This is a genomic window from Acinetobacter sp. ATCC 27244 (assembly GCF_000156555.1).
Taxonomy (GTDB): Bacteria; Pseudomonadota; Gammaproteobacteria; order Pseudomonadales; family Moraxellaceae; genus Acinetobacter; species Acinetobacter haemolyticus.
In genome coordinates, this window is record NZ_GG665962.1 from 128,017 (window position 1) to 151,846 (window position 23,830).

General features: G+C 41.2%; 22 protein-coding genes, 3 tRNA genes and 1 pseudogene. 15 read left to right on the forward strand and 11 right to left on the reverse strand.

Annotation, left to right across the window (positions count from 1 at the left end; all coding sequences use genetic code 11):
* Positions 1 to 96 precede the first annotated feature (96 nt).
* Together rlmB and HMPREF0023_RS12630 are read left to right on the forward strand one after the other, a co-directional pair.
* Positions 97 to 843: a 23S rRNA (guanosine(2251)-2'-O)-methyltransferase RlmB gene (gene rlmB, locus HMPREF0023_RS12625; RefSeq protein ID WP_004637678.1), complete on the forward strand. Its 747-nt coding sequence runs from the start codon at positions 97 to 99 to the stop codon at positions 841 to 843.
* A 39-nt stretch (positions 844 to 882) separates the two neighbouring features.
* The gene (locus HMPREF0023_RS12630) at positions 883 to 1,794 is read left to right on the forward strand and encodes a DMT family transporter (RefSeq protein WP_017394516.1); all 912 of its coding nucleotides are present in this window, start codon (positions 883 to 885) and stop codon (positions 1,792 to 1,794) included.
* Here HMPREF0023_RS12630 and coaE read toward each other — a convergent pair.
* Genes coaE through pilB form a run of 4 tightly spaced genes read right to left on the reverse strand, consistent with a single transcriptional unit; the run spans position 1,791 to position 6,221 of the window.
* Positions 1,791 to 2,396, reverse strand: a complete 606-nt coding sequence (coaE, locus tag HMPREF0023_RS12635; RefSeq protein ID WP_017395818.1) for a dephospho-CoA kinase — start codon at positions 2,394 to 2,396, stop codon at positions 1,791 to 1,793. The genes HMPREF0023_RS12630 and coaE overlap by 4 nt on opposite strands.
* 1 nt (position 2,397) lies before the next feature.
* On the reverse strand, positions 2,398 to 3,255 hold the full coding sequence (locus tag HMPREF0023_RS17030; RefSeq protein WP_008942282.1) for a prepilin peptidase: 858 nt from the start codon (positions 3,253 to 3,255) through the stop codon (positions 2,398 to 2,400).
* Positions 3,255 to 4,481, reverse strand: a complete 1,227-nt coding sequence (locus tag HMPREF0023_RS12645; RefSeq protein ID WP_008942283.1) for a type II secretion system F family protein — start codon at positions 4,479 to 4,481, stop codon at positions 3,255 to 3,257. The genes HMPREF0023_RS17030 and HMPREF0023_RS12645 overlap by 1 nt, the downstream gene beginning before the upstream one ends.
* 24 nt (positions 4,482 to 4,505) lie before the next feature.
* Entirely contained in the window at positions 4,506 to 6,221 is a 1,716-nt protein-coding gene (gene pilB, locus HMPREF0023_RS12650) for a type IV-A pilus assembly ATPase PilB (protein ID WP_008942284.1), read from the reverse strand.
* 376 nt (positions 6,222 to 6,597) lie between these two features.
* On the opposite strand from pilB, the gene tpiA reads away from it, so the two are divergent.
* The 13 genes and pseudogenes from tpiA to HMPREF0023_RS16785 all read left to right on the forward strand — a co-directional run bounded on the left by tpiA (position 6,598) and on the right by HMPREF0023_RS16785 (position 15,706).
* Positions 6,598 to 7,389, forward strand: a complete 792-nt coding sequence (gene tpiA, locus HMPREF0023_RS12655) for a triose-phosphate isomerase (RefSeq protein ID WP_005088004.1) — start codon at positions 6,598 to 6,600, stop codon at positions 7,387 to 7,389.
* A 12-nt stretch (positions 7,390 to 7,401) separates the two neighbouring features.
* The gene (secG, locus tag HMPREF0023_RS12660; RefSeq protein WP_004637686.1) at positions 7,402 to 7,731 is read left to right on the forward strand and encodes a preprotein translocase subunit SecG; all 330 of its coding nucleotides are present in this window, start codon (positions 7,402 to 7,404) and stop codon (positions 7,729 to 7,731) included.
* A gap of 61 nt (positions 7,732 to 7,792) precedes the next feature.
* Positions 7,793 to 7,877, forward strand: a tRNA-Leu gene (locus tag HMPREF0023_RS12665).
* A gap of 43 nt (positions 7,878 to 7,920) precedes the next feature.
* Positions 7,921 to 7,997: transfer RNA gene (locus HMPREF0023_RS12670), tRNA-Met, on the forward strand.
* Between the two features lie 87 nt (positions 7,998 to 8,084).
* A tRNA-Met gene (locus HMPREF0023_RS12675) sits at positions 8,085 to 8,161 on the forward strand.
* A gap of 205 nt (positions 8,162 to 8,366) precedes the next feature.
* Positions 8,367 to 8,891 (forward strand): ribosome maturation factor RimP, encoded by a 525-nt coding sequence (rimP, locus tag HMPREF0023_RS12680; protein WP_005083847.1) that lies wholly within the window; start codon positions 8,367 to 8,369, stop codon positions 8,889 to 8,891.
* A 37-nt stretch (positions 8,892 to 8,928) separates the two neighbouring features.
* Positions 8,929 to 10,413 (forward strand): transcription termination factor NusA, encoded by a 1,485-nt coding sequence (nusA, locus tag HMPREF0023_RS12685; protein ID WP_005088007.1) that lies wholly within the window; start codon positions 8,929 to 8,931, stop codon positions 10,411 to 10,413.
* Positions 10,414 to 10,423: 10 nt separating this feature from the next.
* Entirely contained in the window at positions 10,424 to 13,129 is a 2,706-nt protein-coding gene (gene infB, locus HMPREF0023_RS12690; protein WP_004637690.1) for a translation initiation factor IF-2, read from the forward strand.
* Positions 13,129 to 13,527 (forward strand): ribosome-binding factor A, encoded by a 399-nt coding sequence (locus tag HMPREF0023_RS12695; RefSeq protein WP_004637691.1) that lies wholly within the window; start codon positions 13,129 to 13,131, stop codon positions 13,525 to 13,527. Before infB ends, HMPREF0023_RS12695 begins: the two co-directional genes overlap by 1 nt.
* Before the next feature lie 195 nt (positions 13,528 to 13,722).
* Positions 13,723 to 14,160 (forward strand): annotated as a pseudogene (locus tag HMPREF0023_RS12700) (hypothetical protein); the annotation flags it as partial.
* A gap of 5 nt (positions 14,161 to 14,165) precedes the next feature.
* On the forward strand, positions 14,166 to 14,507 hold the full coding sequence (locus HMPREF0023_RS12705; RefSeq protein ID WP_005083842.1) for a hypothetical protein: 342 nt from the start codon (positions 14,166 to 14,168) through the stop codon (positions 14,505 to 14,507).
* A 271-nt stretch (positions 14,508 to 14,778) separates the two neighbouring features.
* Positions 14,779 to 15,537, forward strand: coding sequence for a hypothetical protein (locus HMPREF0023_RS12710; protein ID WP_017394648.1), 759 nt, complete (start codon positions 14,779 to 14,781; stop codon positions 15,535 to 15,537).
* A gap of 25 nt (positions 15,538 to 15,562) precedes the next feature.
* Positions 15,563 to 15,706, forward strand: coding sequence for a hypothetical protein (locus HMPREF0023_RS16785; RefSeq protein ID WP_004637695.1), 144 nt, complete (start codon positions 15,563 to 15,565; stop codon positions 15,704 to 15,706).
* Positions 15,707 to 15,969: 263 nt separating this feature from the next.
* Here the strand turns inward: HMPREF0023_RS16785 and HMPREF0023_RS12715 are convergent, their stop codons facing one another.
* From HMPREF0023_RS12715 to HMPREF0023_RS12745, 7 genes are all read right to left on the reverse strand, one after another.
* A complete protein-coding gene (locus HMPREF0023_RS12715) occupies positions 15,970 to 16,335 on the reverse strand; it encodes a Na+/H+ antiporter subunit G (RefSeq protein WP_005083838.1) in 366 nt (121 codons plus the stop codon).
* 11 nt (positions 16,336 to 16,346) lie between these two features.
* Positions 16,347 to 16,622: a monovalent cation/H+ antiporter subunit F gene (locus HMPREF0023_RS12720; RefSeq protein WP_004637697.1), complete on the reverse strand. Its 276-nt coding sequence runs from the start codon at positions 16,620 to 16,622 to the stop codon at positions 16,347 to 16,349.
* On the reverse strand, positions 16,619 to 17,146 hold the full coding sequence (locus HMPREF0023_RS12725) for a Na+/H+ antiporter subunit E (RefSeq protein WP_004637698.1): 528 nt from the start codon (positions 17,144 to 17,146) through the stop codon (positions 16,619 to 16,621). The genes HMPREF0023_RS12720 and HMPREF0023_RS12725 overlap by 4 nt, the downstream gene beginning before the upstream one ends.
* Positions 17,146 to 18,957, reverse strand: coding sequence for a monovalent cation/H+ antiporter subunit D (locus HMPREF0023_RS12730; RefSeq protein ID WP_008942285.1), 1,812 nt, complete (start codon positions 18,955 to 18,957; stop codon positions 17,146 to 17,148). The genes HMPREF0023_RS12725 and HMPREF0023_RS12730 overlap by 1 nt, the downstream gene beginning before the upstream one ends.
* The gene (locus HMPREF0023_RS12735; protein ID WP_005083834.1) at positions 18,957 to 19,325 is read right to left on the reverse strand and encodes a Na+/H+ antiporter subunit C; all 369 of its coding nucleotides are present in this window, start codon (positions 19,323 to 19,325) and stop codon (positions 18,957 to 18,959) included. Before HMPREF0023_RS12735 ends, HMPREF0023_RS12730 begins: the two co-directional genes overlap by 1 nt.
* 1 nt (position 19,326) lies before the next feature.
* Positions 19,327 to 22,170 (reverse strand): monovalent cation/H+ antiporter subunit A, encoded by a 2,844-nt coding sequence (locus HMPREF0023_RS12740; RefSeq protein WP_017396562.1) that lies wholly within the window; start codon positions 22,168 to 22,170, stop codon positions 19,327 to 19,329.
* Positions 22,171 to 22,416: 246 nt separating this feature from the next.
* Complete coding sequence (locus HMPREF0023_RS12745; RefSeq protein ID WP_008942287.1) at positions 22,417 to 23,799, reverse strand: AAA family ATPase; 1,383 nt, start codon at positions 23,797 to 23,799, stop codon at positions 22,417 to 22,419.
* Positions 23,800 to 23,830: the final 31 nt, after the last annotated feature.

The following is a 23,830-nucleotide window of genomic DNA, read 5'->3' on the forward strand; positions in this document are numbered from 1 at the left end:
TAAATCGAGTACACTATATCTAAAGAGAATCCTGTAAAGCCATTTACAGGATTTTTTATTTTTTTAAATTTCCCCCTTAAGTTAAAGAGGTTGTTCATGGCAAAACCTGAATATTATTATGGCGTTCACTCTGTTGAGACGTTGTTAGAGTTAGAGCCTGAACGTGTTTTGACCTTATTTACCTTAAAAGGGCGTGATGATCAGCGTTTACAAAAGATTTTGCAGTTAGCAGAACCTTTTGGTATCAGTGTACAAAAGGCGAGTCGCGACAGTCTAGAAAAATTGGCAGGTCAGCCCTTCCATCAGGGCGTTGTTGCAGCTGTGCGTCCACACCCGACCTTGAACGAAAAAGATCTTGATCAACTGATGCAACAATCACCAAATGCTTTATTGTTAGCTCTAGATCAAGTGACAGATCCACATAATTTAGGTGCTTGTATTCGTACAGCGGCGGCAATGGGTGTACAGGCTGTAATCGTGCCGCGAGATCGTGCCGCTAGTTTGACACCGACCGCCCGAAAAGTTGCCGCAGGTGGTGCTGAAAAAGTTAAATTTATCCAAGTGACCAATTTAGCGCGTACTTTGGCACATTTGAAAGACACCACGCATACTCGTGTGATTGGTACCATGTTAGATGAAAAGGCTTTGCCGATTCAACAATGTGACTTTAGTGGACCTGTTGTGATTGTTATGGGGGCTGAAGACACAGGTTTAAGACCAATTACGCAGTCGCAATGTGATCAAACGGTTTATATTCCAATGTCAGGTGATTTACAGAGTTTAAATGTGAGTGTCGCGACTGGCATGGCGCTCTATGAGGCTTGTCGTCAGCGCAACCTGTAAGCTTGATGCATTACTCAGCCATCGATTAATTGATTGAACATGACCTCGCGAACTCAAGGCTACATATTTATCTTGATCACGATGTGCATTTGGGGCGGATTTACTATTTTTTCTCGTCTCAATGCCCATTGGCATATTAACGCCTGGGATTTAGTGGCCATGCGTTTTGCGATTGCATCGATGATCTTAATGCCAATCTTAATTTATAAAAAAGATTTGGCTTTTTTATGGCAACCTCGTGCCGTGATTTTGGCATTAATTGGTGGGCTGGCGTATTGTTTTACGGTCTATATTGCTTTTTTACATGCACCAGCAGCACATGCTGCCATTTTCCTTAATGGTTGTATTCCTCTTTGTACCGCCGTGGCGGCCTATCTGATCTTTAAGCAACCTTTTGATAAACATACTTGGATGAGTTTAGTCATCATGTTGAGTGCATTAGCGCTGATGAGTTATTTGATGTTGCATGAACAAACCACTGTATTTGGGGTGGGGGATGTACTTTTGTTCATGAGTGCAGTCTGGTGGGGTATTTTTACCGTACTTCTTAAACAATGGAAAATGTCGGCGTGGCATTCTACGGCGAGTGTAGTGATTTGGTCAGCATTGATTTATCTACCAATTTATTTTTTATTTATTCCAAAGCATTTCCATGAGGCAGAACCTTTACATTTAGTTATACAAGGACTGTTCCATGGCGTATTAGTCGTCATTATTGCAACCTTGACCTATGTTGCTGCAATTGAGCGTTTAGGCGCATTTAAAACAGGAAGTATTGTCACTTTGGCACCCTTTATTGCCGCCGTGATTGCAGTGCCGTTGTTAAATGAGCCTTTAAGTCTTGCTGTTGCGTGTGGTCTAGTCGGGATGGCAATTGGTGCATTACAGCCTTGGAGATGGCGGAGACAAGACAGTTTAAGTCAGCAACTTTCCCAGCAAAATAAAAATTAGCTGTGTTTTTCAGCACGTTGCAAATAAGTAAGATGCAAGGGTCTCAGTTGTTCATGTAAATGTTCTAATAAACCATCATTCAACACAATATCATTGGCCAGTTGCTGTTTTTGATTTCTTGGCATTTGCGCTGCGATAATTTTTCTAATTTGTTCTTGGTTTTGTCCATCTCGTTGGCTAGCGCGTTGCAATTGCGTTTGCTCATCTGCATCAACCAGTAGCGTATGATGGACCAATTCATGTTGATTTGTTTCAAATAAGAGTGGTGAAACCAAAATGACATAAGGGCTTTCAGCATGCTGTAGTTGTTGGATAATAGACTGACGAATCGCTGTATGGGTAATCTGTTCTAAGGTTTGACGGGCTTCAGGAGATTTGAAAATATGCTCTCTAAGCGCACGTCGATTCAGATGACCGTCTTCAAGTAAGACCCAGTCACCGAAAGCTTGATGGATATCTTGCAGCGCCTTTTGACCTGGTTCGACGACCTCTCTCGCCACAACATCTGCATCAACGACTGTAATACCTTGGGACTCAAACCATTGAGTCGCAGCTGATTTACCGCTGCCAATACCACCTGTAATCCCCAAGATAAATTGCATATTAGCCACCTAAATAAACTTTCATAATTTGATCACCCCATAAAAATGCGATCCAGCCTGCAATTGCAATATAGGGGCCAAAAGCAAAGGGCTGATTTTCACCGCGCATTTTCAATAAGATGATACCAATAATTGCACCGACAACAGAAGAAAGTAACACAATTAAAGGCAACAGCATTGGGCCCATCCAAGCCCCTAATGCAGCCAGTAATTTAAAATCGCCATAGCCCATACCCTCTTTGCCAGTAAATATTTTAAAAAGATAATAAACAATCCAAAGGCAAAGGAAGCCAATCACATAACCCCAAATTGCTGAGTTTGCTGTGGTGTAGATCGCAAAACTATTAATGGCTAAACCGAGTGCTGCCAATGGGAGTGTAAAGCGGTCTGGAAGCAATTGTGTATCAAAATCAATAAAAGTAAGGGTAATTAACACCCAAGTCAGAACTAAACCGAATAGCATTTGGAGGGTAGGACCAAAAACAGCAACGACCACTAGAGAACACCCCATGGTCAATAACTCGATCAATGGGTAACGAATGCTAATCGGATTTTGACAGGCACCGCATTTACCACGGAGTACTAACCAGCTGATCACTGGGATATTTTGATACCAGCGGATAGGGGTGTGGCACTTAGGGCAAGTTGATGCGGGTTGACTTAAAGTCAGCTTTTCTTCAATGATAGGTTGTTCTGGATGGAGTAGCATTTGGCATTCTTGTTGCCATTCCTGCTCCATCATTTTTGGCGTTCGGAAAATAACAACATTCAGAAAGCTACCAATACATAAACTAAAAAGCCCAACTGCAAGATAAAGTGCAGTTGGGTTTTCGATAAAATAATTTAAGAATTGCTGCATTAGACCACAGAACCCATTTGGAAAATTGGAAGGTACATCGCGATAACAAGACCACCCACAAGTACTCCTAGAATTGCCATAATTAATGGCTCCATCATTGCGGTTAAGCCATCGACCGCATTGTCGACTTCATTTTCGAAGTGAGTGGCAACTTTATCAAGCATACTATCTAAAGCACCTGATTCTTCACCAATTGCGACCATTTGAATCGCCATTGATGGAAAGCGATTAGAAACACGCATGGCAAATTGTAACTGTTGTCCTGTAGCAACATCTTCACGAATTTTCATCACGGCTTCTTCATAAACAACGTTATTGGTTGCACCAGCCGTTGATTCGAGTGCATCAATCAATGGAACCCCTGCTGCAAATGTTGTTGCAAGTGTACGACTATAACGCGCAATAATTGCTTTATAAACCAAATCACCAAAAATCGGTAAGCGTAATGCAAGTTTATCAAGAGTGTCGCGGAATTTTTTACTACGTTTTTTTGCTTCAAGAAAACAGGCAATAATCACACCGACAACGATAATTAAAATAAACCAGTATTCTTGCATCCAAACGGACATATTCACGACCATTTTGGTAAAAGCAGGTAAATCTGCACCAAATGAGCTAAATAGATCTTGGAAAACAGGGACTACCTTGACCATCAAAATAATGGTGACAATCACTGCAACCACGATAACTGTCGCAGGATATTTCATGGCTTTTTTGATTTTTTGTTTGAGTAACTCACTTTTCTCTTTATAAATCGCGACGCGATCTAGCATGGTTTCTAGTGCACCAGATTGTTCACCAGATTCAACTAAAGAGCAAAAGAGGTTGTCAAAGTATTGTGGGTATTTTCTTAATGCGCCCGCAAAGGTATTACCGCCTTCAACTTCGCCTTTGAGTCCAAGTACCACTTCCCGCATCGATGGATTCTCTAAACCTTCAGCCACGATTTCAAAGCCTTGCACCAGTGGGACACCAGCTTTCATCATGGTTGCCAGTTGGCGTGTAAATACCGTGATATCAAGGGTGGTGACTTTCTTCTTCATCAAACCTTCAAGAATGTTTTTGCGTTTTTCTCGAATGTTCTTAATCGTTACCCCTTGTTTGCGTAATGTGACTTTGGCTAAAGCCATATTACGTGCTGGTAATTCCCCTTTAATTTTTGCCCCTTTGCGATCTACCCCTTCGTAAGCAAAAGTAGGCATCATTTGCGCTTTTTTAGCTGCCATGACTGATAATCCTTTTTATTAATTTTATTCACTTGTGACGCGGTTAATTTCTTGCAATGAGGTAATGCCTTGCATGACCTTCTTTAAACCTGAGCGTCTTAAATTATTAAATCCTGCTTTTTCTGATGCCGCTGCGATTTGTAAAGCATTGCCATCCTCCATAATAATTTTAGAGATCTCAGGCGTCACCTTCATGACCTCATAGATACCGACACGGCCTTTATAGCCTTCACGACATTCTGAGCAGCCGACTGGTTGAAAGATTTGCAATTCAGGGTCAGCTAAATCCTGTTCAGTAAAGCCGAGTTCTAATAAGCTTTGTTTGGGGATTTCTATGGGTGCTTTACAGTGTGAGCATAAACGACGGGCTAAGCGTTGTGCAATCACAAGATTGACCGAAGTTGCGATATTGAAAGAGGGAACGCCCATATTGCGTAAACGTGTCAGTGTTTCAGGTGCACTATTGGTATGTAGCGTGGACATCACCATATGACCCGTTTGAGCAGCCTTGATTGCAATTTCTGCTGTTTCTAGGTCACGAATCTCACCGACCATGATAATGTCTGGATCTTGACGTAAGAATGCTTTCAGCGCAGCAGAGAAGGTAAGGCCTGTCTTAGTATTGACGTTAACCTGATTGATTCCTTCTAAGTTAATCTCCACTGGGTCTTCAGCAGTAGAAATATTGGTGTCTTCAGTATTTAGAATGTTGAGACCTGTATATAACGACACAGTTTTACCTGAACCTGTTGGGCCAGTAATTAACAGCATGCCTTGAGGTTTATCCAATGCTTCTAGGAATAGCGACTTTTGTTCATCTTCATAGCCTAAGGCTTCAATTCCGAGCATGGCGCTGGAAGGATCCAGAATACGGAGTACTAGCTTTTCACCAAATAGGGTAGGCAGTGAGTTGACACGAAAGTCAATCGCTTTGGTTTTCGAAAGTTTGAGCTTAATACGACCATCTTGCGGCATTCGTTTTTCAGAAATGTCCATTTGAGACATGACTTTTAAACGGGAAGCTAAGCGATTTGCCATTTGCAACGGTGGCGTCGCAATTTGTCTTAAGACACCATCTACGCGATAACGAACACGATAGGTTTTTTCATAGGGTTCAAAATGTAGATCAGACGCACCCATGCGAATGGCATCAATCAGTAACTTGTTGATGTACTTTACAATTGGTGATTCATCCCCTTGAGGCGTTTCATCACTTTCATCTTTTTGCGAATCTTGGTTGACATCAATATCTAAGTCAAAGTCTTCACTGTCACCAAAATCAAAACTTCCAGAGTCACCAAACTGCTGTTCAATCAGTTTTTCAAGTTTACTATGTTCGACGATAATCGGTTCAATATTGAGTTTGGTGTTAAATCGCATCGCATCAAGCGCGTCGATATTGGTTGGATTGCTTGTCGCGACATAAAGAATTTGCCCGCGTTGAATGAGAGGGGCAACCCGATGCTTTTGAATTAATTTGCTGTCAGCAAGCTCACGAGGTAATAAAGCAGTATCAAAAACAGCTAAATCAAAAATAGGTTCGCCAAACTCTGCCGAGATTGACTCTGCAATGGTCAGTTGAGAGATACGATGATGTTCAATTAAATATCCAACAATATCTTGTTGTGTTTTTTTTGCTGTATCGATTGCAGTTTGCATTGTCGATGCAGACATATGACCATCTTCGACCAACCGTCGAATAAACCCCGAAAATTTTGGAGACGTATGTAATCCTGACATCTGTCCGCCTTATATCAAAATGTTTATAATATGTATCCTAAAAATTATACTTTTGTTATGCAAAAATACTACTAGAGAAAGTGTCGTTTTTGACTTGATTCATTGCTAAAACTTTGAACTAATCGAGTTTTTTGTCAATTAATTTTGTTTGTTGTATTCGATATTCACAACAAGATAAAAAAGCCAAACCTAAAATTTGTGTTTTATTTCAGAGATTCGCCATTAGAAATACTCAAAATGTGTTGTCTCCTTTTAGTGGATCAAGAGGAGGTTTTGCTCTGATTTAAATTTAAACAATAGAAAAAAACTGAATTTTATAAAAATCCGTGTAAAATATGCAGCATTTTTGAGAAATTAACATTAAGGTAGGCGAAGTATGTCGAATTCGACTATTACCCCATGGGTTGTCGGTAATTGGAAAATGAATCCAATGCATGCGAATGCTGTCCAATTAGTACAAGAATTTAAGCAGTTATTACAACAGCAAGCCATTGATCCTACAAAATGTCATATCGGCGTTGCACCGATTTCAATCGCATTAACTCAAATTCAAACTCAGTTAAAAGATGCTGCTCGACCGATTTATACGGTAGCACAAGATGTTTCTCGTGTTGCTGGAACAGGTGCTTATACGGGTGAAGTCAGTGCCGAGCTTTTAAAAGATAGCGCAATTGAATTTGTGTTGGTTGGGCATTCTGAACGTCGTGAATTATTTGGTGATGATGTTGCAATTTTAAAAGCAAAGTTACAAAACGCTTTGAATGCGGGTTTAACCGTGATTTATTGTGTGGGTGAAAGTTTAGAGCAACGTGAGCAAGGACTTGCTGAGCAAGTGGTATTGCAACAAATCTGTGATATCGCGCCTGTTGTGCAAGCAGAACAGTGGAAAAATGTTGTGATTGCGTATGAGCCGATTTGGGCGATTGGTACGGGTAAAACTGCTTCACCAGCAGATGCGCAGGCCATGCATGCTAAAATTCGTGAAGGTTTGAAGCAAATCACATCGTCGGGTGCAAATATTGCAATCCTATATGGTGGTAGTGTAAAAGCAGAAAATGCGGTTGAGCTTGCGGCTTGCCCAGATATTGACGGTGCTTTGGTGGGTGGTGCATCTTTAAATGCACAGTCTTTTTACCAAATCGCAAAAGCATTTGCACAAAGCAAATAACGAGGAATAGAGATGTATAGTTTTATACTCGTTGTACACATTATTTTAGCAATTCTGATTATTGCTTTGGTCTTAGTACAACAAGGTAAAGGTGCTGAAGCAGGAGCATCATTTGGTGGTGGCGGTGCGGCGACTGTATTTGGCGCTTCTGGCGCTGGAAACTTCTTGACACGTTTGACTGCAATTTTTACGGCTATATTCTTTGTGACCAGTCTTTCATTGGCTGTCATGGCGAAAAAAAGTACGACGGATGCCTATAGCTTAAAAACTGTTCAAAGTTCTAGCTCAGTTCCAGCCGCATCGACTGAAACTTCATCAAATGCACCGAAAACGACAGAATAAGTCGAATTAGCACTTTCCTTTTTTGAATTAAAGGAATAGAATGCGTCCCACAAAGAAAGCTGCGGTGGTGGTGGAATTGGTAGACACGCTACCTTGAGGTGGTAGTGCTTTCGGGCGTGGGGGTTCAAGTCCCCCCTTCCGCACCAAGCTTAATAACCAGTAAGTTTGGTGTATGCAGTGATTTGTTGATGCGGGATGGAGCAGTCTGGTAGCTCGTCGGGCTCATAACCCGAAGGTCGTTGGTTCAAATCCAGCTCCCGCTACCATTTGATTAAGGTGCAACTTAATCAAGCAATGGTGAAGAAAACTCAAATTGACTTTTTTTCATAATTGTATATAATTTTGCACGTTGATGCGGGATGGAGCAGTCTGGTAGCTCGTCGGGCTCATAACCCGAAGGTCGTTGGTTCAAATCCAGCTCCCGCTACCAAGTTTCTAAAAAGAGGCTCACAATAAGGTGGGCCTTTTTGCACAGTGGACTTCAGTTTTCTGTGTAACATAGGGGCGGTTACGCCCTTTTTTATTGGTTGTTTAGCTATCGTGTAGTGTCGATATGAGCCGGATACGGCGCAAGATCAAATTATCGTGTTCACTATACGGTTATTGATTGGCTCGCATGAGAGCAACGAGAGTAAATGAAACTATCAAATAAATCTCAAGCACTATTTGATCTAATCGCACCAGCGGTTGCTGCCTGTGATGTAGATTTGTGGGGAATTGAATTTCTACCACAAGGTAAACGCTCATTACTACGCATTTATATCGATAAAGCGATCGATGAAAATGCAGAACCAGTTCTGAATGAAGATGGCGAAGTTGAAGAAGGGCGAGGTATTGGTGTTCAGGATTGTGTACTTGTGACACAACAAGTGGGTGCTATGCTGGATGTTCATGATCCGATTTCAGGTGAATATGCTTTGGAAGTCTCTTCACCAGGTTGGGATCGTCCATTCTTTCAGTTGTCACAAATGTCTGGGTATATTGGACAACAAGTTGCTTTACGATTAATTGCTGCTGTCGAAAACCGTCGTAAATTCCAAGCGAAGTTACTTTCTGTTGATCTGGAAAATGAAATGATTCAGGTGGAAGTAGAGGGTGGTCAAGTGCTTGAAATTGATAGTCATAATATTGATAAAGCAAATTTAATCTATCAAGACTAATATTAACTTAATTTTATAAGAAATCGGTAGGTGACTTATGGGCCGTGAAATTCTTACCGTTGCAGAGACGGTTAGTAATGAAAAAGGTGTTAGTCGTGAGGCGATCTTCCAAGCATTAGAGCAAGCCCTAGTTGCAGCGACGAAGAAAAAGTTTTACGAAAATACACATGCAGAAGAAGCTCAACTCCGTGTTGAGATTGACCGTAAAACAGGTGATTACCGTACATTCCGTCAATGGACTGTCGTTGCGGATGAAGATCATGAAATGCCTGCATGCCAAGATGCGATTTCTGATGTAGACCCTGCACAGTGGTCGATTGGTGATGTGCGTGAGCTTGAAGTCGAATCGATTGAATTCGGTCGTATTGCTGCACAAATTGCAAAACAAGTGATTGTACAAAAAATTCGTGAAGCTGAACGTGCGTTGGTTGCGGATGCGTATGAGTCAAAAGTTGGCGAATTGATTTATGGTGAAGTGAAAAAGCAAACTAAAGATGGCTTTATCATTGATCTAGGTGACAACGCTGAAGCGTATTTGGCACGTGAAGAAACCATTCACAAAGAAATCTTGCGTCCTAAGCAACGTATCAATGCGATCTTATATAATGTAAATCGTGAAGGTCGTGGTGCACAGTTGTTATTGTCGCGTGCTCGTCCTGAAATGTTGATCGCGTTGATGAAAAAAGAAATTCCTGAAATTTCTGAAGAGATCATTGAAATCAAAGCGGCTGCACGTCAACCAGGTGTACGTGCTAAAATTGCTGTCAAAACCAATGATCACCGTATTGATCCAGTGGGTGCATGTATTGGTATGCGTGGCACACGTATCCAAGCGGTACAGCAAGAACTCAATGGCGAACGTATTGACGTGGTGGTGTGGTCTGACGATCCAGCGCAGTATATTGCAAGTGCTTTAGAGCCGGCAGATGTATCAGGTATTGTGCTTGATGAAGATGCACGCAGTGCAGATATCATTTTCGCGACCAATGATCAGTTAGCGCGTGCGATTGGTTCGCAAGGACAAAATGTTCGTTTAGCATCTGAGTTAACGGGTTATAAACTCGACATGATGTTAGAAGAAGAGTATCGTGCTCGTCAGCAAAATGAAGCACAAGAATATCTCGATATGTTTGTATCACGTTTAGATATTGAAGAAGACTTGGCAATGGCGTTGGTTGAAATGGGCTTCACTTCATTAGAAGAGATCGCTTATGTACCAGCAGAAACATTTGATGAGATTGAGCTTGATGCCGATTTGGTTGAATTGTTGCAGAGTCGTGCGAAAGAAGCTGCTTTAACGGATGCGTTGAAACAGCAAGAAAATATTCAAGAGCCAAGCGCAGAACTTCTCGGTATGGATGGTATGACCACTGAGATTGCATATGCATTGGCGGCACGTGGTGTGATTACAGTTGATGACTTGGCTGACCAAGCAACTGACGATATTTCTGATATCGAAGGTTTAGGGCATGACAAAGCGGGTCAATTGATTATGAAAGCACGTGAATCATGGTTTAACTAGGAGATAATAGATGACGGACAAGTCGATTCAAGAGTTAGCGCTCAGCGTAGAACGTCCTGTAGAGAAACTCCTAGAGCAGGTTCGCGAAGCAGGTCTACCACAGCGTAAAGCAGATGACATTATTACCACTGAACAGCAAGATACTTTGGTCAATTATTTGAAAAAAGTTCATGGTCAAGAAAGTGGTAACACAGGAAAGATCGCGTTGAAACGTAAAACAACGAGTACTGCTAAAGTAACCAGTACATCGGGTAAAGCAAAAAGCATTAATGTTGAAGTTCGTAAGAAGCAAGTTTTTGCAAAGCCAAATCCAGAATTAATTGCTGCAGAAGCAAAAGCGCGTGCAGAAGCGGAAGCAAAAGCACGCGTAGAACAGAGTTCACGTGCAGAAGCTGAACAAAAAGCGCGTAATCAAGCTGAACAGAAAGCCAATGCAACGCTAGAAGCAATGCGTGCGGCACACACTTCTGATAGCGCTACACAAGCGCCTGCTAAAACTGCAGTGGTTGTGAAAAAGCGTAACAGCGATAAAGTAATTAAAGCACCTGTTGTGAAACCAACAGAAACTGCAGAGCAAAAGAAAGCACGTGAAGCACAAGCTGCTCAGTTGAAAGCGACTGAAGAAGCAGTACGTCGCAAAGCGGCTGAAGAAGCTCAACAGCGTACACTTGAACAGATGCGTAAAATGGCATCGAAATATTCAAGTGATGATGCAACGACTACGATTCGTGTGATTGATGATTCACCATTGGCAGCTGGTCTTGTTGGTCAGGCTTATGAAGATTCCTTTAATCAAGAAGACCGTGAAATTAAACGTGGTGGCGCAAGCAACACACGTGGTCAGAAGAAAGGTGGTCGTAATAATCAAGAAGAGCAGAGCTTCAACCGTACACATCACAAACGTGGCTTAAAAACCAGTCAGTCAAACAAACATGGTTTTGAAAAACCGGTTAAGAAACAAGTTTATGATGTGGAAATTGGTTCAACGATTGTTGTGGCTGATTTAGCACAGAAAATGGCAGTTAAAGTCCGCGAAGTCATCAAGATGCTCATGAAAATGGGTGAGCTTGTTACTCAAAACCAATCGATTGACCAAGATACAGCAGTATTGGTGGTTGAAGAGTTAGGTCATAACCCAATTCTAGTTTCTGATACGCAAGCAGAAGATAACTTGCTTGAAGCGGCTGAAGAAGCGCGTGGCGAGCAAACCACTCGTCCTCCAGTCGTTACCATCATGGGTCACGTCGACCATGGTAAAACGTCATTATTGGATCGTATCCGTCGTTCTAAAGTGGCAGCGGGTGAAGCAGGTGGTATCACACAGCATATTGGTGCTTACCATGTTGAAACTGAGAAAGGCATTATTACTTTCTTAGATACTCCAGGACACGCAGCATTTACCTCTATGCGTTCTCGTGGTGCCAAAGCGACTGATATCGTTGTACTTGTTGTCGCTGCGGATGATGGTGTGATGCCACAAACTGCTGAAGCTATTGATCATGCGCGTGCTGCAGGTACGCCGATCATTGTTGCAATCAACAAGATGGACAAAGAGTCTGCTGATCCAGATCGCGTATTAAATGAATTGACCACCAAAGGTATCGTACCTGAAGAGTGGGGCGGTGATGTTCCAATCGCTAAAGTATCAGCACACTCAGGTCAAGGTATTGATGAATTACTTGATTTGATCTTGATTCAATCTGAGTTGATGGAGCTTAAAGCTTCTGCTGAAGGTGCTGCACAAGGTGTCGTCATCGAAGCGCGTGTTGACAAAGGTCGTGGTGCAGTAACTTCGATTCTTGTACAAAACGGTACATTGAACATTGGTGATCTTGTATTGGCTGGTTCATCTTATGGTCGTGTACGTGCGATGTCTGATGAAAATGGTCAACGTATCACGACAGCTGGACCATCTATTCCTGTTGAAATCTTAGGTTTACCAGAAGCGCCAATGGCGGGTGATGAAGTTCTTGTCGTGAATGATGAGAAGAAAGCTCGTGAAGTGGCTGATGCGCGTGCTGACCGTGAGCGTCAAAAACGTCTTGAGCGTGCAAGCGCAATGCGTTTAGAAAACATCATGGCATCGATGGGCAAGAAAGATGTTCCAACTGTGAATGTTGTGCTTAAAACTGATGTACGTGGTACTTTAGAGGCATTGCATGTTGCGCTAGATGAACTTTCTACTGATGAAGTGAAAGTACGCGTAATCGGTTCAGGTGTTGGTGCGATTACTGAGTCTGATGTGACGCTTGCTGAATCTTCAGAAGCAGTATTGTTAGGCTTCAACGTACGTGCAGATAACACAGCACGTCAGAAGTCTGATCAAGATGGTATTGATATTCGTTACTACAGCATCATCTATCAATTGATCGATGATGTAAAAGCGGCAATGAGCGGTAAGCTTGCTCCTGAACATCGTGAAACGATCTTGGGTGTTGCGCAAGTACGTGAAGTGTTCCGTTCTAGCAAGTTTGGTGCAGCGGCAGGCTGTATGGTGATGGAAGGTGTGATTCACCGTAACAAGCCAATCCGTGTCTTACGTGATGACGTGGTTGTGTTCCAAGGTGAACTTGAGTCTCTACGTCGTTATAAGGATGTGGTTGAAGAAGTTCGTGCTGGTATGGAATGTGGTCTTGCTGTGAAAGGTTATAACGACATCAAAGAACTCGATAAGATCGAGGTTTATGATGTCCAATTGGTTAAACGGAGTCTTTAATGGCGGGTAGCCAACGCTTAAAGCGCATGGCGGATTCGGTACAACGTGAGTTGTCTGAGCTGATCCGTCAAGAGCTTAAAGATCCACGTCTGGGTGGTCTAGTGACCATCTCAGCCGTGAAAGTTAGTGCTGATATGGGATATGCTGAAGTTTATGTAACCGTAATGGGACGTGAGCTTGGTGATGATCAAAGTGAAGCAGCGAATAAAGAAACTTTAGATGTATTGAATAAAGCATCAGGTTTCTTGCGTCATGAATTGAGTCGTCGTATTAAAACCCGTATCACACCTCGCTTGCGTTTTCACTATGACAAAACCAATGCTTATGGCAATTATATGTTTGGTTTGATTGCTGAAGCTGTCAAGGATTTGCCGGAACAAGAGCAAGATAAAGAATAAGTTTAAAAAGCCACCTTCGGGTGGCTTTTTAATACATGAGTTTTTGGGGATGACTGATAAATTGTATTTTTAAGAAAATTAAGAATAATTAAAGAGAATGAGTACTCATTTAAAAGAAATTTTGCTATCTAAATCAAAAACATATACAGACTGATTTGTATGAAAAAGAAGTAAGTCAGCGTAAAATATTGCAGAAGAAAAGCTGAAACAAATGTCAATGAAAATGAATGGCGTACATCTCAAGTCCCAATCTTACAACTGAAACTTCCGTATTCTTTTATTGCAGATGAAGTGGTGTATTCACTCAACTACCGCAAGAATCCGCTACCAGATACAATCTTTGGTGGACGTTTTCTGATGCACATTTGGCCTCGACCACTAATGTGGGCATTTGAATGGCATGATACTTCAAAGGATTTAATTCTAAAACGAGGTGAAACTTTATTTTACTGTCAGTTTGATAGTTATGATCCATTACGCACGATAAAACTGCTACAGGCTGAGAAAACACCTGAACTTATGCACTATATGGATCAAATTTCAGGTGTGGTGAATTATGTCAATCAAACATTTAGTTTATTTAATGAAGTGGAAAAGGTTAGACCTAAGAATTTGTTAGCAAATAAGAAGTAAAATTTATGCGTAGTGGATTAGTAAAGAAAATTCTATTTAGTTTGATTGTACTCGGTGTGATTAGTTTTGAGTTTTTTATTGTTTATGCCATACATTTTAGATCTTATGAGTTTTTAGGTCTTTGGGAAAGTTTTGGCATAGAACAAACACAGTGGTCTAGATTTGTGTTTGATACAGCACGATTTTGGTGGTGGTTACCAAAAATGAGTGTAGTTTTATGGGTATATACATTAAAAAACTTTCAAATAAAAACTGTGCTACTGACCCTAATATTTAATCTACTTATTATTTTTTCTTTGCTTTGGGCAATATATGAACCTACGATGATAATTGATTTATCTAAATAGTTATAAGCTTAGAGGAGTGAGTATAAATGAAAATAATGGTATATCAGTAGTACGTGTCGATGTGTTTAGAAAATAGACACAAGTTGATTCCTATTTATATTATATCTCATTGCCATCTGCTCAATTCGCCTACTTTATCTAATAGATAAATAAAGAAAGTTTAATGACCAATTAATTATAAATTAATTAGTGATTAAATTTAAGAGGAAGTGATATGTATAAAACGAAAATACTTTTATTAAGTATAATTTTATTATTCCAAGGAGCATGTATGCAGAAAAAAGAACCTCCGTATATACCACAGGAGGGTGAAGTTGTGACATGGAAACAAAATAATCATTTAATTGTTAAGGCTAAACTTGGAGAAAGAAGAAAACATATCGTTAATGAACATTGTCCTAAATGTGAGCGAGATTTCTACAAACCAGAACGAGAGCATTATCTAGGGCAGTTTCCGATAGATTATAAGCCTGAAAAATTTTCAGAAATCAGTGTGGTAGAAGCAGAGAGCTTACCACTACCATATTCTGATGGACAACTTGAATTTGATTTAATACTTAACGGTTCGACTGTACAGGCAACGGATCGGAGTATATATAGTGAACAAGGGTTAGATAATAAAGATCAAGTCAAAGTGAGGATATTTAATGAAAAGTTTAATAGCCGAACTGTGGATGTTTATAAGAGTTATCAGGACTCAACCAAAGATTCAAATTTTGATATGGTAGAGGCAAAAAGGTGGAGTGAACAGTATGGTGTAAATTGCTGGTTCTTTTCTAAAACAAAGAGTTTGAGATGTTATGGTCAATCTAGTCATGAAAAATCTATGGGTATTTTATTTAAACACATGGGAGGAGAAGGAAACTGGATATTTGCAGAATCATGGGAGCCTTTATATGGAGGTATTACAATCAGATGGAATATAGATAAACGTAACTTCCATCGTTGGAAGGATGTAGATGCTGCAATATGGCGACTACTTGAAACATGGAATGTATCATCATTACATAAAAATATCGAAGAAAATTAATTTTTAAAATTTAAGGAATATAGATGTGAGTATACAATTAACAGATGTACAATTAAGAAAAATAAAAGAATTTATTGAAGTTTTGGGAAATGAAAAACCAAACTATGCAGGTATGTATCAATATATTTATGATGAAATTTATAGATTACCGCCTAAAAGAAGCGATTAGATCATTTATTCTTTTAGTGCAAGATACTTATGGTGTGTTAGTTAAGAGTATGAATCATAATATTTATTGCTAATAGTTTAACTAAAGTTGCGAATCTTGCTAATAGATTGTGGGTTAATATTGATGATTTTAATAAAATAGCAGAGTCTTTGAATCCAAGGTACGACAGTGGATACGTAAAAAAAGTCTCTTGTTTTGATATATCTGAAATAAAAAGACCAACTAAAGTTGGTCTTTTTTGACTTAGGTTCTTTTGTAAAAGATTAATCTTTTTTACGACGATAATGCTGCCAAGGAAGCGGGCGATTCAAGGCTTCAGGGACGTCTCCACTATTTGAACGTAAGCGTAAATGGATTGCTGCTTGTGCCATTAAATTTGCAGATACAGGTGCTGTGATAAATGCAAAGAAGGTAATCAGCAATTCAGCAGCGCCAAAACGACCATGAGCAGCGCCGAATACCATTGCTGCAATCAAAAAGCTACCTAAGCCCAATGTACTGGCTTTAGTTGGCGCATGAAGACGCATAAATAAGTCAGGTAAACGGATCATACCAATTGATCCGACCAACATAAAAAATGCGCCAAATACCACAAAAAAAGAAATGATGATTTCTAGGGTAAGTTGCATGATTTATCTCCTTAATCAATCACATGCCCGGTTGTGAAATAACGAGCAAGTGCAGCGGTAGAAACAAAACCAAGCATTGCAACCAAAAGAGCGCCTTCAAAGAAATTGGTACTGGCCCAGTAAATTCCTAATAGTACAATAAGACATGTCGCATTGAGGAATAATGTGTCTAGTGCAAGCAAACGATCAATCACAGACGGGCCTGCAATTAGACGGATCAAACACATGAACATGGAAATGGTGATTGTAATCAAACCAATGCCCAGTGCATACGGTAAAATAGTCATTTGCTCGCTCCCTCTGGTATCTTCGCGCTGAAGATTTCAATTAAAGGCATTTCATAACGCTTTTTAATTTCTTGAACATCAACCTCTGTATCCTCACAGTTAAGTGCATGAACAAGAATATCACCACGTTCTTGATCGATTCCTGCAGAAACCGTACCTGGTGTCGTGGTGATAATCATTGCGAGTAAAGTGTTGACTTGTTCATGTTCAGTGTCTAAAGGAACACGATACCATTTGGGTTGCAATTTTTTCATTGGACCCAACACCATTCTTGCGACACGGAAATTTGAAATCACAATATCCCATAGCACCACAAAGAACAGTTTGATTGCTGCCCCAAACTGAATACGCGGGGTGTAGGCGATAAAAGGTCGCACCAACACTGGAATGATTACGGCTAATATGAATGCAAATGTAAGACTCGATATATGCACGCTATTTGCCAACATTAACCAACTGACAAAAACCAAGCACGAGACAAATGGATGTGGAAAACAACGATGAAGCAAATTAAGTTTTTGCATTAGTGTTCCTCCATTGGCTTGAGCTGGGCTTCATTTGGAATCGTAGGAGCTTCTAAAATCTGTTCAGCAATTTGACGTTGCTTATACTCAGAAATATGTTCGCCTTGTAAGCTGGCTTTTGAAATCACATCAGGGATGAGTATCGCATTGTGATCTTCAACTTCACCGCCATATTTTGTTTCAGGAATATAGCTTGGATCAAAAGGTTGTACGCTGATCGCGCGTCCTTGAGAATCCTTTTTCAAGATGGCTTCATTATAAAGTGCGTGGTCTTGAATTTGCTGTGCTGTCGCAACGGCATATTGCTGAATTGGTGAGGCAAATACCACATATGCCATCAAACCAGCGAGTAATAGATAAATGGCTTTATCATTGCGGTTTGGTGCAACCTCTGGTAGTGCCAAATATTCAGCATGTGCAGGCTCTTTCGGGTTCTGTTCAGGTGCACTCGCACGCCAGAAAAGAATGAAACCGACACGGGTAAAGGCAATAATACTCAGTAAGCTCACGATCAATACGATGGCAATAATCCACGCTTGATAAGGACTTTCTGCTGTTGCTTGCAATATAAAAACTTTACCTAAGAAACCACTAAATGGTGGTAGACCCGCCATCATGAGTGCAATCGTAAAGTAGGTAAATGCAGCCGCTTTTTCCTGTTTCATCTTTGGCGAGACTTTTAAGTGATCTTTGAATGCCCCTCGTTGAGAAGTGATCCAGCCACAAAACAGGTAGAATGCAGCAGCAATTAACGTACTGTGAACAACATAGTACAATGCGGCTGACCATGCTTGCGTATTAAACATCGCAATTGCAATCAAGAGTGTACCAATTGACGACAGGACCATAAAGCCAACAAAGCGGCGTAAACGATCCGCGCCGAGTGCACCAATTACCCCATAAATCGAAGTAATTAGACCAATTACCATTAAACAGTTCTTAAAAATGCTTTGTGCCATGGCATCATCAAAGACCGTGCCATTTACACGTAAAATGGCATAAATTCCGACTTTGGTCATGATGGTAAAGATAGCTGCAACAGGCGTGCTGGCAACAGCATAAGTTTTTGGTAGCCAAAATCCAACAGGAAGCATTGCGGCTTTAATTCCAAACACCACAAACAAGATTAAGCCACCAGCAATTGCCAGTTTATGTTGATCGTTATCTAAAGTTGACATCAGGCGACCAACATCCGCCATATTCAAACTTCCTACGCTGCCATAAATCATTCCTAAACCAACAAGGAAAAGGGCAGAGGCGAGTAAGTTGATTGTGACGTAATGAACACCGAGCTGAAAACGTTGACGACCTTGACCATGCAACAGGAGTACATACGACGCCATCAATAAAATTTCGAAGAAGACAAATAGGTTAAACAAGTCACCTGTTAAGAAGGCGCCTGAAATCCCCATAAGCAAGAAATGGAACATGGCATGGAAATAACGACCACGTGTATCCCAGTTTGCGCTGGCATACCACAGCACAGGTACAGCAAGTGCATAGGTCAACGCCAACATAAATGCGGATAAGCGATCAAGGACCAATACGATACCAAATGGTGCCGACCATTCACCCATCTGGTAAACGGTGATTTGTCCAGTATTGGCAATCACTAAATAACTTAGTGCTGTGATCAATCCTAAAATAACAGAAACCAGACTGATGCCACGTCGCCAAGGTTGTCGCCAATCTTGTTTTAAAGACCCTGAACCAGGATTGCCCAATATTAATAACAAAAAGCTCGTAAAAGCAGGAATTAAGATACTAAGAATTGGAGTATGAGTCTGCCAGAAGTGGTAGAAATCAAACATTATGGCTCATCCTCACGTGGTTCATAAGTCAAGGTTGCTTCTTCTTTGGAGTCAACATGGTCTGACCCCGACTCATAGCGACTGCGTAAAGCAAGTTGCACGATAAATGCTGTTGTCGCAAAGCCGATCACAATGGCAGTGAGTACGAGTGCTTGTGGTAAAGGGTCAGAAACTCTTGCCGTTTCAGTCAGCACGGCAGGTGCATTGACTTGGGTTCGTCCCATTGCAAATAAAAATAAGTTAACGGCATAGCCAATCATGACCAGCCCGAGAACCACAGGGAATGTTCTAGCACGCAGAATCAGATAAATTCCGGTCGCAATCAGTAAACCAATTCCAGAAGCGAGTAAAAATTCAATACTAAGCATATTATTTGTCTCCACTTGGGATTGGTCCAGACATACCAGAGTGACGCGAGTCACCTAGGACCGAAATCAACAGCATGGTGGCACCGACTACGGTGATATAAACCCCTAAGTCAAATGGCAATGCAGAAGCTAAATGCATTTTTCCAATCAATGGTGGCTCTACGTAGATATGTGCGCTAGTGAGGAATGGGCGTGCCCAGAACCATGCACCAACACCTGTCAAGCCAGCAATCATTAAGCCTGAGCCAATCCAAATTTCGTACAAACGCCCAGATTTGGCTTTAAGCATGCGTTCTGTTTGATCCTGCCCCAACGCAATATACTGAATAATGATTGCCATTGAGGTGACTAGACCTGCAATGAATCCGCCTCCTGGGTAGTTATGCCCACGCAGAAAGATGTAGACACTGATCACCAAGGCAAGCGGTAAGATCCACGACGCTGCAATACGTAACATGAGCGGAGATGGGTTGAAACGATAGGTAAGACCTTGAGTCACGGTCGTACCATGCGCACGCATACCATCCATGAGACATAAAGTACCAATCGCAGCAATACCAAGAACAGCAATCTCACCGAAGGTATCGAAACCACGGAAATCGACGAGAATCACGTTGACGACGTTAGAACCGCCTCCTAGTGGGATGGATTGCTGTAAGAAGAACCATGAGATTGAATTATGTTCGCGGGTAAGCAATAGCCACGTAATCCAACCAATGCCTAAACCACCTGCAATTGCAAGACTCGCATCTCTCCAACGACGTGGTCGGGTAGATTCATACGGTGTTAACTGCGGCAATAAAGACAAGCTCATTAACAATAGAATCGTAGTAACGACATCTACCGTGATTTGGGTTAAAGCTAGATCTGGCGCAGATAAACCGATAAACGCCATTGTCACGACTAAACCGACTGCACCACTGATGAGAATGGCTTTGATCCGTTCGTGATGGAACCACAACATCATCCAACAGCCAGAGAACAGTATCAACCAAAGCACGATCGCTGCCCAAGGTGCGTGATTAAGCTCACGCGTACCTGTGGTTAAACCTTGATTGAACAAAGGTATTGCGACCATCACAATGCTGAACAGTACGATTAAAAGTAGATAGAGCTGTAATGAACCAGTCTCAGTTTTTTGTTTGATTTTACGGCTTGTGAGTAATAAATGTTTTAGGAACAGTTCAAATAATACTTTTCCTTGCCATTTACCCAAATGAGGATCCAAATCAATTTTGCGAATACGACCATCTTTCGCGAGTGCAAAATAAAAGATCGTACCACCGACGAGAGCGATTAAACTCATAATTAACGGCGCATTCACACCATGCCAAATCGCCAGATGTGTGCCAGCAAACTCAGGTTGAGCTAAGCTTGCGCGTGTAACGCTATTGACAAAGGTTTCTGCCAGCAGTGCAGGGAAGATACCCACCAAAATACAAAGCACAGCAAGAATAATGGCAGGTAAACGCATACCAATATGAGGCTCGTGAGCATCTTTATGCGGAACTTGTTTACCAATCTCGCCATCGAAAAACACACCATGGACTAAGCGGATTGAATAACTCACCGCAAAAATACCGGCAAGAGTTGCAATCACAGCTGAAACCAACATGACTGGGCCTGACAAGTTTGCCAATAACTCAGTAAAGAACATTTCTTTGGAAAGGAAACCATTGGTCAGTGGAACGCCTGCCATTGATGCTGCTGTGATCATGGTCAGTGTTGCGGTAAATGGGAGTAGTTGCCAAATCCCACTGAGTTTACGCAGGTCACGTGTTCCTGTTTCGTGGTCAATGATACCTGCAATCATGAACAATGCTGCCTTAAAGGTTGCATGGTTGATGATATGGAAAATGGCAGCCGCAACTGCAAGGGGCGAACCGATACCGAGTAGACACACGATCAGACCTAAGTGACTGATGGTGGAGTATGCCAAGAGACCTTTTAAATCTTCTTTGAAAATGGCAAAACCAGCAGCCATACAGAGGGTAAACAGACCGACAAAAGTTACGATATTGTGGTATAACGCTGCACCAATAAAAATAGGTGCTAAACGAGCGAGTAAGAAAATACCTGCTTTAACCATCGTCGCTGAGTGAAGATAGGCCGAAACAGGTGTTGGTGCAGCCATCGCATTGGGTAACCAAAAGTGAAATGGGAACTGTGCGCTTTTGGTAAATGCACCAAGTAAAATCAGTAATAAAGTTGGTACGAAGAGTTCATGCTGTTGAATCACATCTTTCATCAATACCAATTGATCGATTTGGTAGGTTCCTGTGATTTGTCCCAATAGAACAAAACCACCTAGCATTGCTAGACCACCCATACCTGTAATAGTGAGTGCCATACGTGCGCCACGTTGAGCTGCATCGTATTGACTCCAGTAACCCACCAGCAAGAAGGACGAAATACTGGTAAGTTCCCAAAAAACCAACAATAAAATGAGATTGTTAGAAAAAGAAATCCCCAACATCGCTGCCATAAACAACATCAATAATTGATAAAGTTTACTCAGGGAGTTTTTAGGACTGAGATAATAATAGGCATATATAAAAATAAGGGTGCCGATACCGCTAATCAGCAGACCAAACAATAAACCTAAGGCATCTAGGCGGAAACTTAAATTAATACCTAACTGTGGTAGCCAATCCCAGCTTTGTAGTAAGGCATTGCCTTGAAGAACTGTTGATGCCTGAGTTAACAGTAAAATAAAACAACTCAGACTGATGCCAATCGCCCCAATCGCAGCCATGCCACGTGAAATACGGTGCAAGTATGGGATTAGGGTGGTGCCGAGTATGAGCGGTAATAAGATAATAATCGGTAGCACACTGGTATCCATGTCGATGATATAGGTCAGAAACCTAAGGGTGAAATTTATTCAAGACTTACAGGCGTTCAAAGAGAATGCCAAAGCTTTAAATCTTGAAGCCCAATCAAGTTAATAGAGCAGTAAGTTGTATTGCGCAACTTAATAATAAAAAGCGATTTATCTTACTATAAAATGAACAAAAAAGATTGGCTTATTACACGAAAAACACAGATCAATAGGTAAAAAAATATGCCGAGCGGTTGGATTTTTTGGTAATTAAGAAGAGCTTCGTTGCGGTGTGTCGTCGATTCTTAATAAATTGAGTAACTCACTTTTTTCTTGTGGGTCAAGTTCTTGAATTTGATTAAATAATGTATCCACTTTATTGGACGGTGTCGCTGCCTCTAGTAAGTTCGGATTGGGCGGTTCAGTTGGCTCTATGGGTTGGTATAATTCGTTATAAAGTTCAGAAAATTGCTGTTGGGACTGTTCTAAGTCGATCGGGAAAATTTCCTTCATATCGAGTTGTAAGCATTGATAATGCAAGGCGTGTTCAAGTAACTCATCACGATTGCCTGTGGCAATGATTTGCAGACGCGGGAATGCTTGATGTAAGCGCTCCAATATTTCAGCACATAGATTTTGATCGAGTTGTGTATCAATTTGATCAATCAACAAAATGCCTTCACCCTCTAAGCAGGGTTCAAAACAATTTTGGTTGAGTAAGCAGAGACGGCGACTAATATCCCCGACGAGAGCGATCAATGTCTTTTGTGATGCTGATAGCTGCTGGAATGGTAGTACCTGATCGTGATAACGAACCATCAGTTGTAACTTTGGCACATATTGAACGTAGATATCTTTGAGTTCTGGAAATACAGTGGTTAAGCTTTTTTTAAGGGCGTATAAGTTGGGTGCAGACAGTTGTTTGGGGTGATTCACCAGTTCCTGCTGTAATTGTTCCAACATCTCAGATTGATTTTGTTGGTTAAAATCATTGCCCATCAAACGTCTGACGATATGAGCCGAGTGAGCATTTTCAACATCACTAATTTCCCTAAACCATTCGAAGAAACGTGAAAAGGTGGTGTAGGGGATGGCGGTCAAGTCATAGGCTGACATTTTTTGTAAGATGCCTGGTACATTTTTACTTTGTAAATTTATTTCTTGCACAAAACGTTCAGCAGGATAATAGGCAATCAAAGGTAAACCAAAAAGTGGGTCTTGTTGATTGGTTTTTTGATATAAGCTTACCATTTGATCGAGTTGTTGGGTTTCTACTTGGCTAATGCCAACACCTTGATTATTATAAGTTTTAAAAAGCTTCCAGATACAGCTCTGAGTGTTAATGGCTTGTGCTGAGCTACTCTCGGTTAAGTTGCTGTTTAGCTCACTGCTGAGTTGGACTTGGATTTGGACTTTAGCTTGTAATCGAGTCAGCATGATGTCTTGGTCTGCAATCACCACACCTGCCGTCCGAATATCTTTATAGCGTGCTGAGAACCAAGATAGGGCGTGATAGATATTTTTTAAAACTGTTGTTTTGCCTGTGGCTTGATCACCCAAGATTAAAGTGATCGGATGTTGTGCAGGAAAAAATTCAAGTTTTAAATCACGAAACATACCGACATGTTTAAATTGAACCGATTCGATTTGCATATGCTCACCTTGGGATCTATGGTTTTCTTCA

What these genes read in the sequence shown, in the direction of transcription:
- HMPREF0023_RS12735 (WP_005083834.1), bottom strand. Translation starts at nt 19,325, where the DNA reads ATGCTTAGTATTGAATTTTTACTCGCTTCTGGAATTGGTTTACTGATT.
- HMPREF0023_RS12740 (WP_017396562.1), bottom strand. Translation starts at nt 22,170, where the DNA reads ATGGATACCAGTGTGCTACCGATTATTATCTTATTACCGCTCATACTC.
- HMPREF0023_RS17030 (WP_008942282.1), bottom strand. Translation starts at nt 3,255, where the DNA reads ATGCAGCAATTCTTAAATTATTTTATCGAAAACCCAACTGCACTTTAT.
- infB (WP_004637690.1), top strand. Translation starts at nt 10,424, where the DNA reads ATGACGGACAAGTCGATTCAAGAGTTAGCGCTCAGCGTAGAACGTCCT.
- secG (WP_004637686.1), top strand. Translation starts at nt 7,402, where the DNA reads ATGTATAGTTTTATACTCGTTGTACACATTATTTTAGCAATTCTGATT.
- HMPREF0023_RS12705 (WP_005083842.1), top strand. Translation starts at nt 14,166, where the DNA reads ATGCGTAGTGGATTAGTAAAGAAAATTCTATTTAGTTTGATTGTACTC.
- HMPREF0023_RS12695 (WP_004637691.1), top strand. Translation starts at nt 13,129, where the DNA reads ATGGCGGGTAGCCAACGCTTAAAGCGCATGGCGGATTCGGTACAACGT.
- HMPREF0023_RS12725 (WP_004637698.1), bottom strand. Translation starts at nt 17,146, where the DNA reads ATGCAAAAACTTAATTTGCTTCATCGTTGTTTTCCACATCCATTTGTC.
- HMPREF0023_RS12710 (WP_017394648.1), top strand. Translation starts at nt 14,779, where the DNA reads ATGCAGAAAAAAGAACCTCCGTATATACCACAGGAGGGTGAAGTTGTG.
- HMPREF0023_RS12645 (WP_008942283.1), bottom strand. Translation starts at nt 4,481, where the DNA reads ATGGCAGCTAAAAAAGCGCAAATGATGCCTACTTTTGCTTACGAAGGG.
- HMPREF0023_RS12730 (WP_008942285.1), bottom strand. Translation starts at nt 18,957, where the DNA reads ATGTTTGATTTCTACCACTTCTGGCAGACTCATACTCCAATTCTTAGT.
- HMPREF0023_RS12630 (WP_017394516.1), top strand. Translation starts at nt 883, where the DNA reads ATGACCTCGCGAACTCAAGGCTACATATTTATCTTGATCACGATGTGC.
- HMPREF0023_RS12720 (WP_004637697.1), bottom strand. Translation starts at nt 16,622, where the DNA reads ATGACTATTTTACCGTATGCACTGGGCATTGGTTTGATTACAATCACC.
- pilB (WP_008942284.1), bottom strand. Translation starts at nt 6,221, where the DNA reads ATGTCAGGATTACATACGTCTCCAAAATTTTCGGGGTTTATTCGACGG.
- nusA (WP_005088007.1), top strand. Translation starts at nt 8,929, where the DNA reads ATGGGCCGTGAAATTCTTACCGTTGCAGAGACGGTTAGTAATGAAAAA.
- tpiA (WP_005088004.1), top strand. Translation starts at nt 6,598, where the DNA reads ATGTCGAATTCGACTATTACCCCATGGGTTGTCGGTAATTGGAAAATG.
- HMPREF0023_RS12715 (WP_005083838.1), bottom strand. Translation starts at nt 16,335, where the DNA reads ATGCAACTTACCCTAGAAATCATCATTTCTTTTTTTGTGGTATTTGGC.
- rlmB (WP_004637678.1), top strand. Translation starts at nt 97, where the DNA reads ATGGCAAAACCTGAATATTATTATGGCGTTCACTCTGTTGAGACGTTG.
- rimP (WP_005083847.1), top strand. Translation starts at nt 8,367, where the DNA reads ATGAAACTATCAAATAAATCTCAAGCACTATTTGATCTAATCGCACCA.
- HMPREF0023_RS12745 (WP_008942287.1), bottom strand. Translation starts at nt 23,799, where the DNA reads ATGCAAATCGAATCGGTTCAATTTAAACATGTCGGTATGTTTCGTGAT.
- coaE (WP_017395818.1), bottom strand. Translation starts at nt 2,396, where the DNA reads ATGCAATTTATCTTGGGGATTACAGGTGGTATTGGCAGCGGTAAATCA.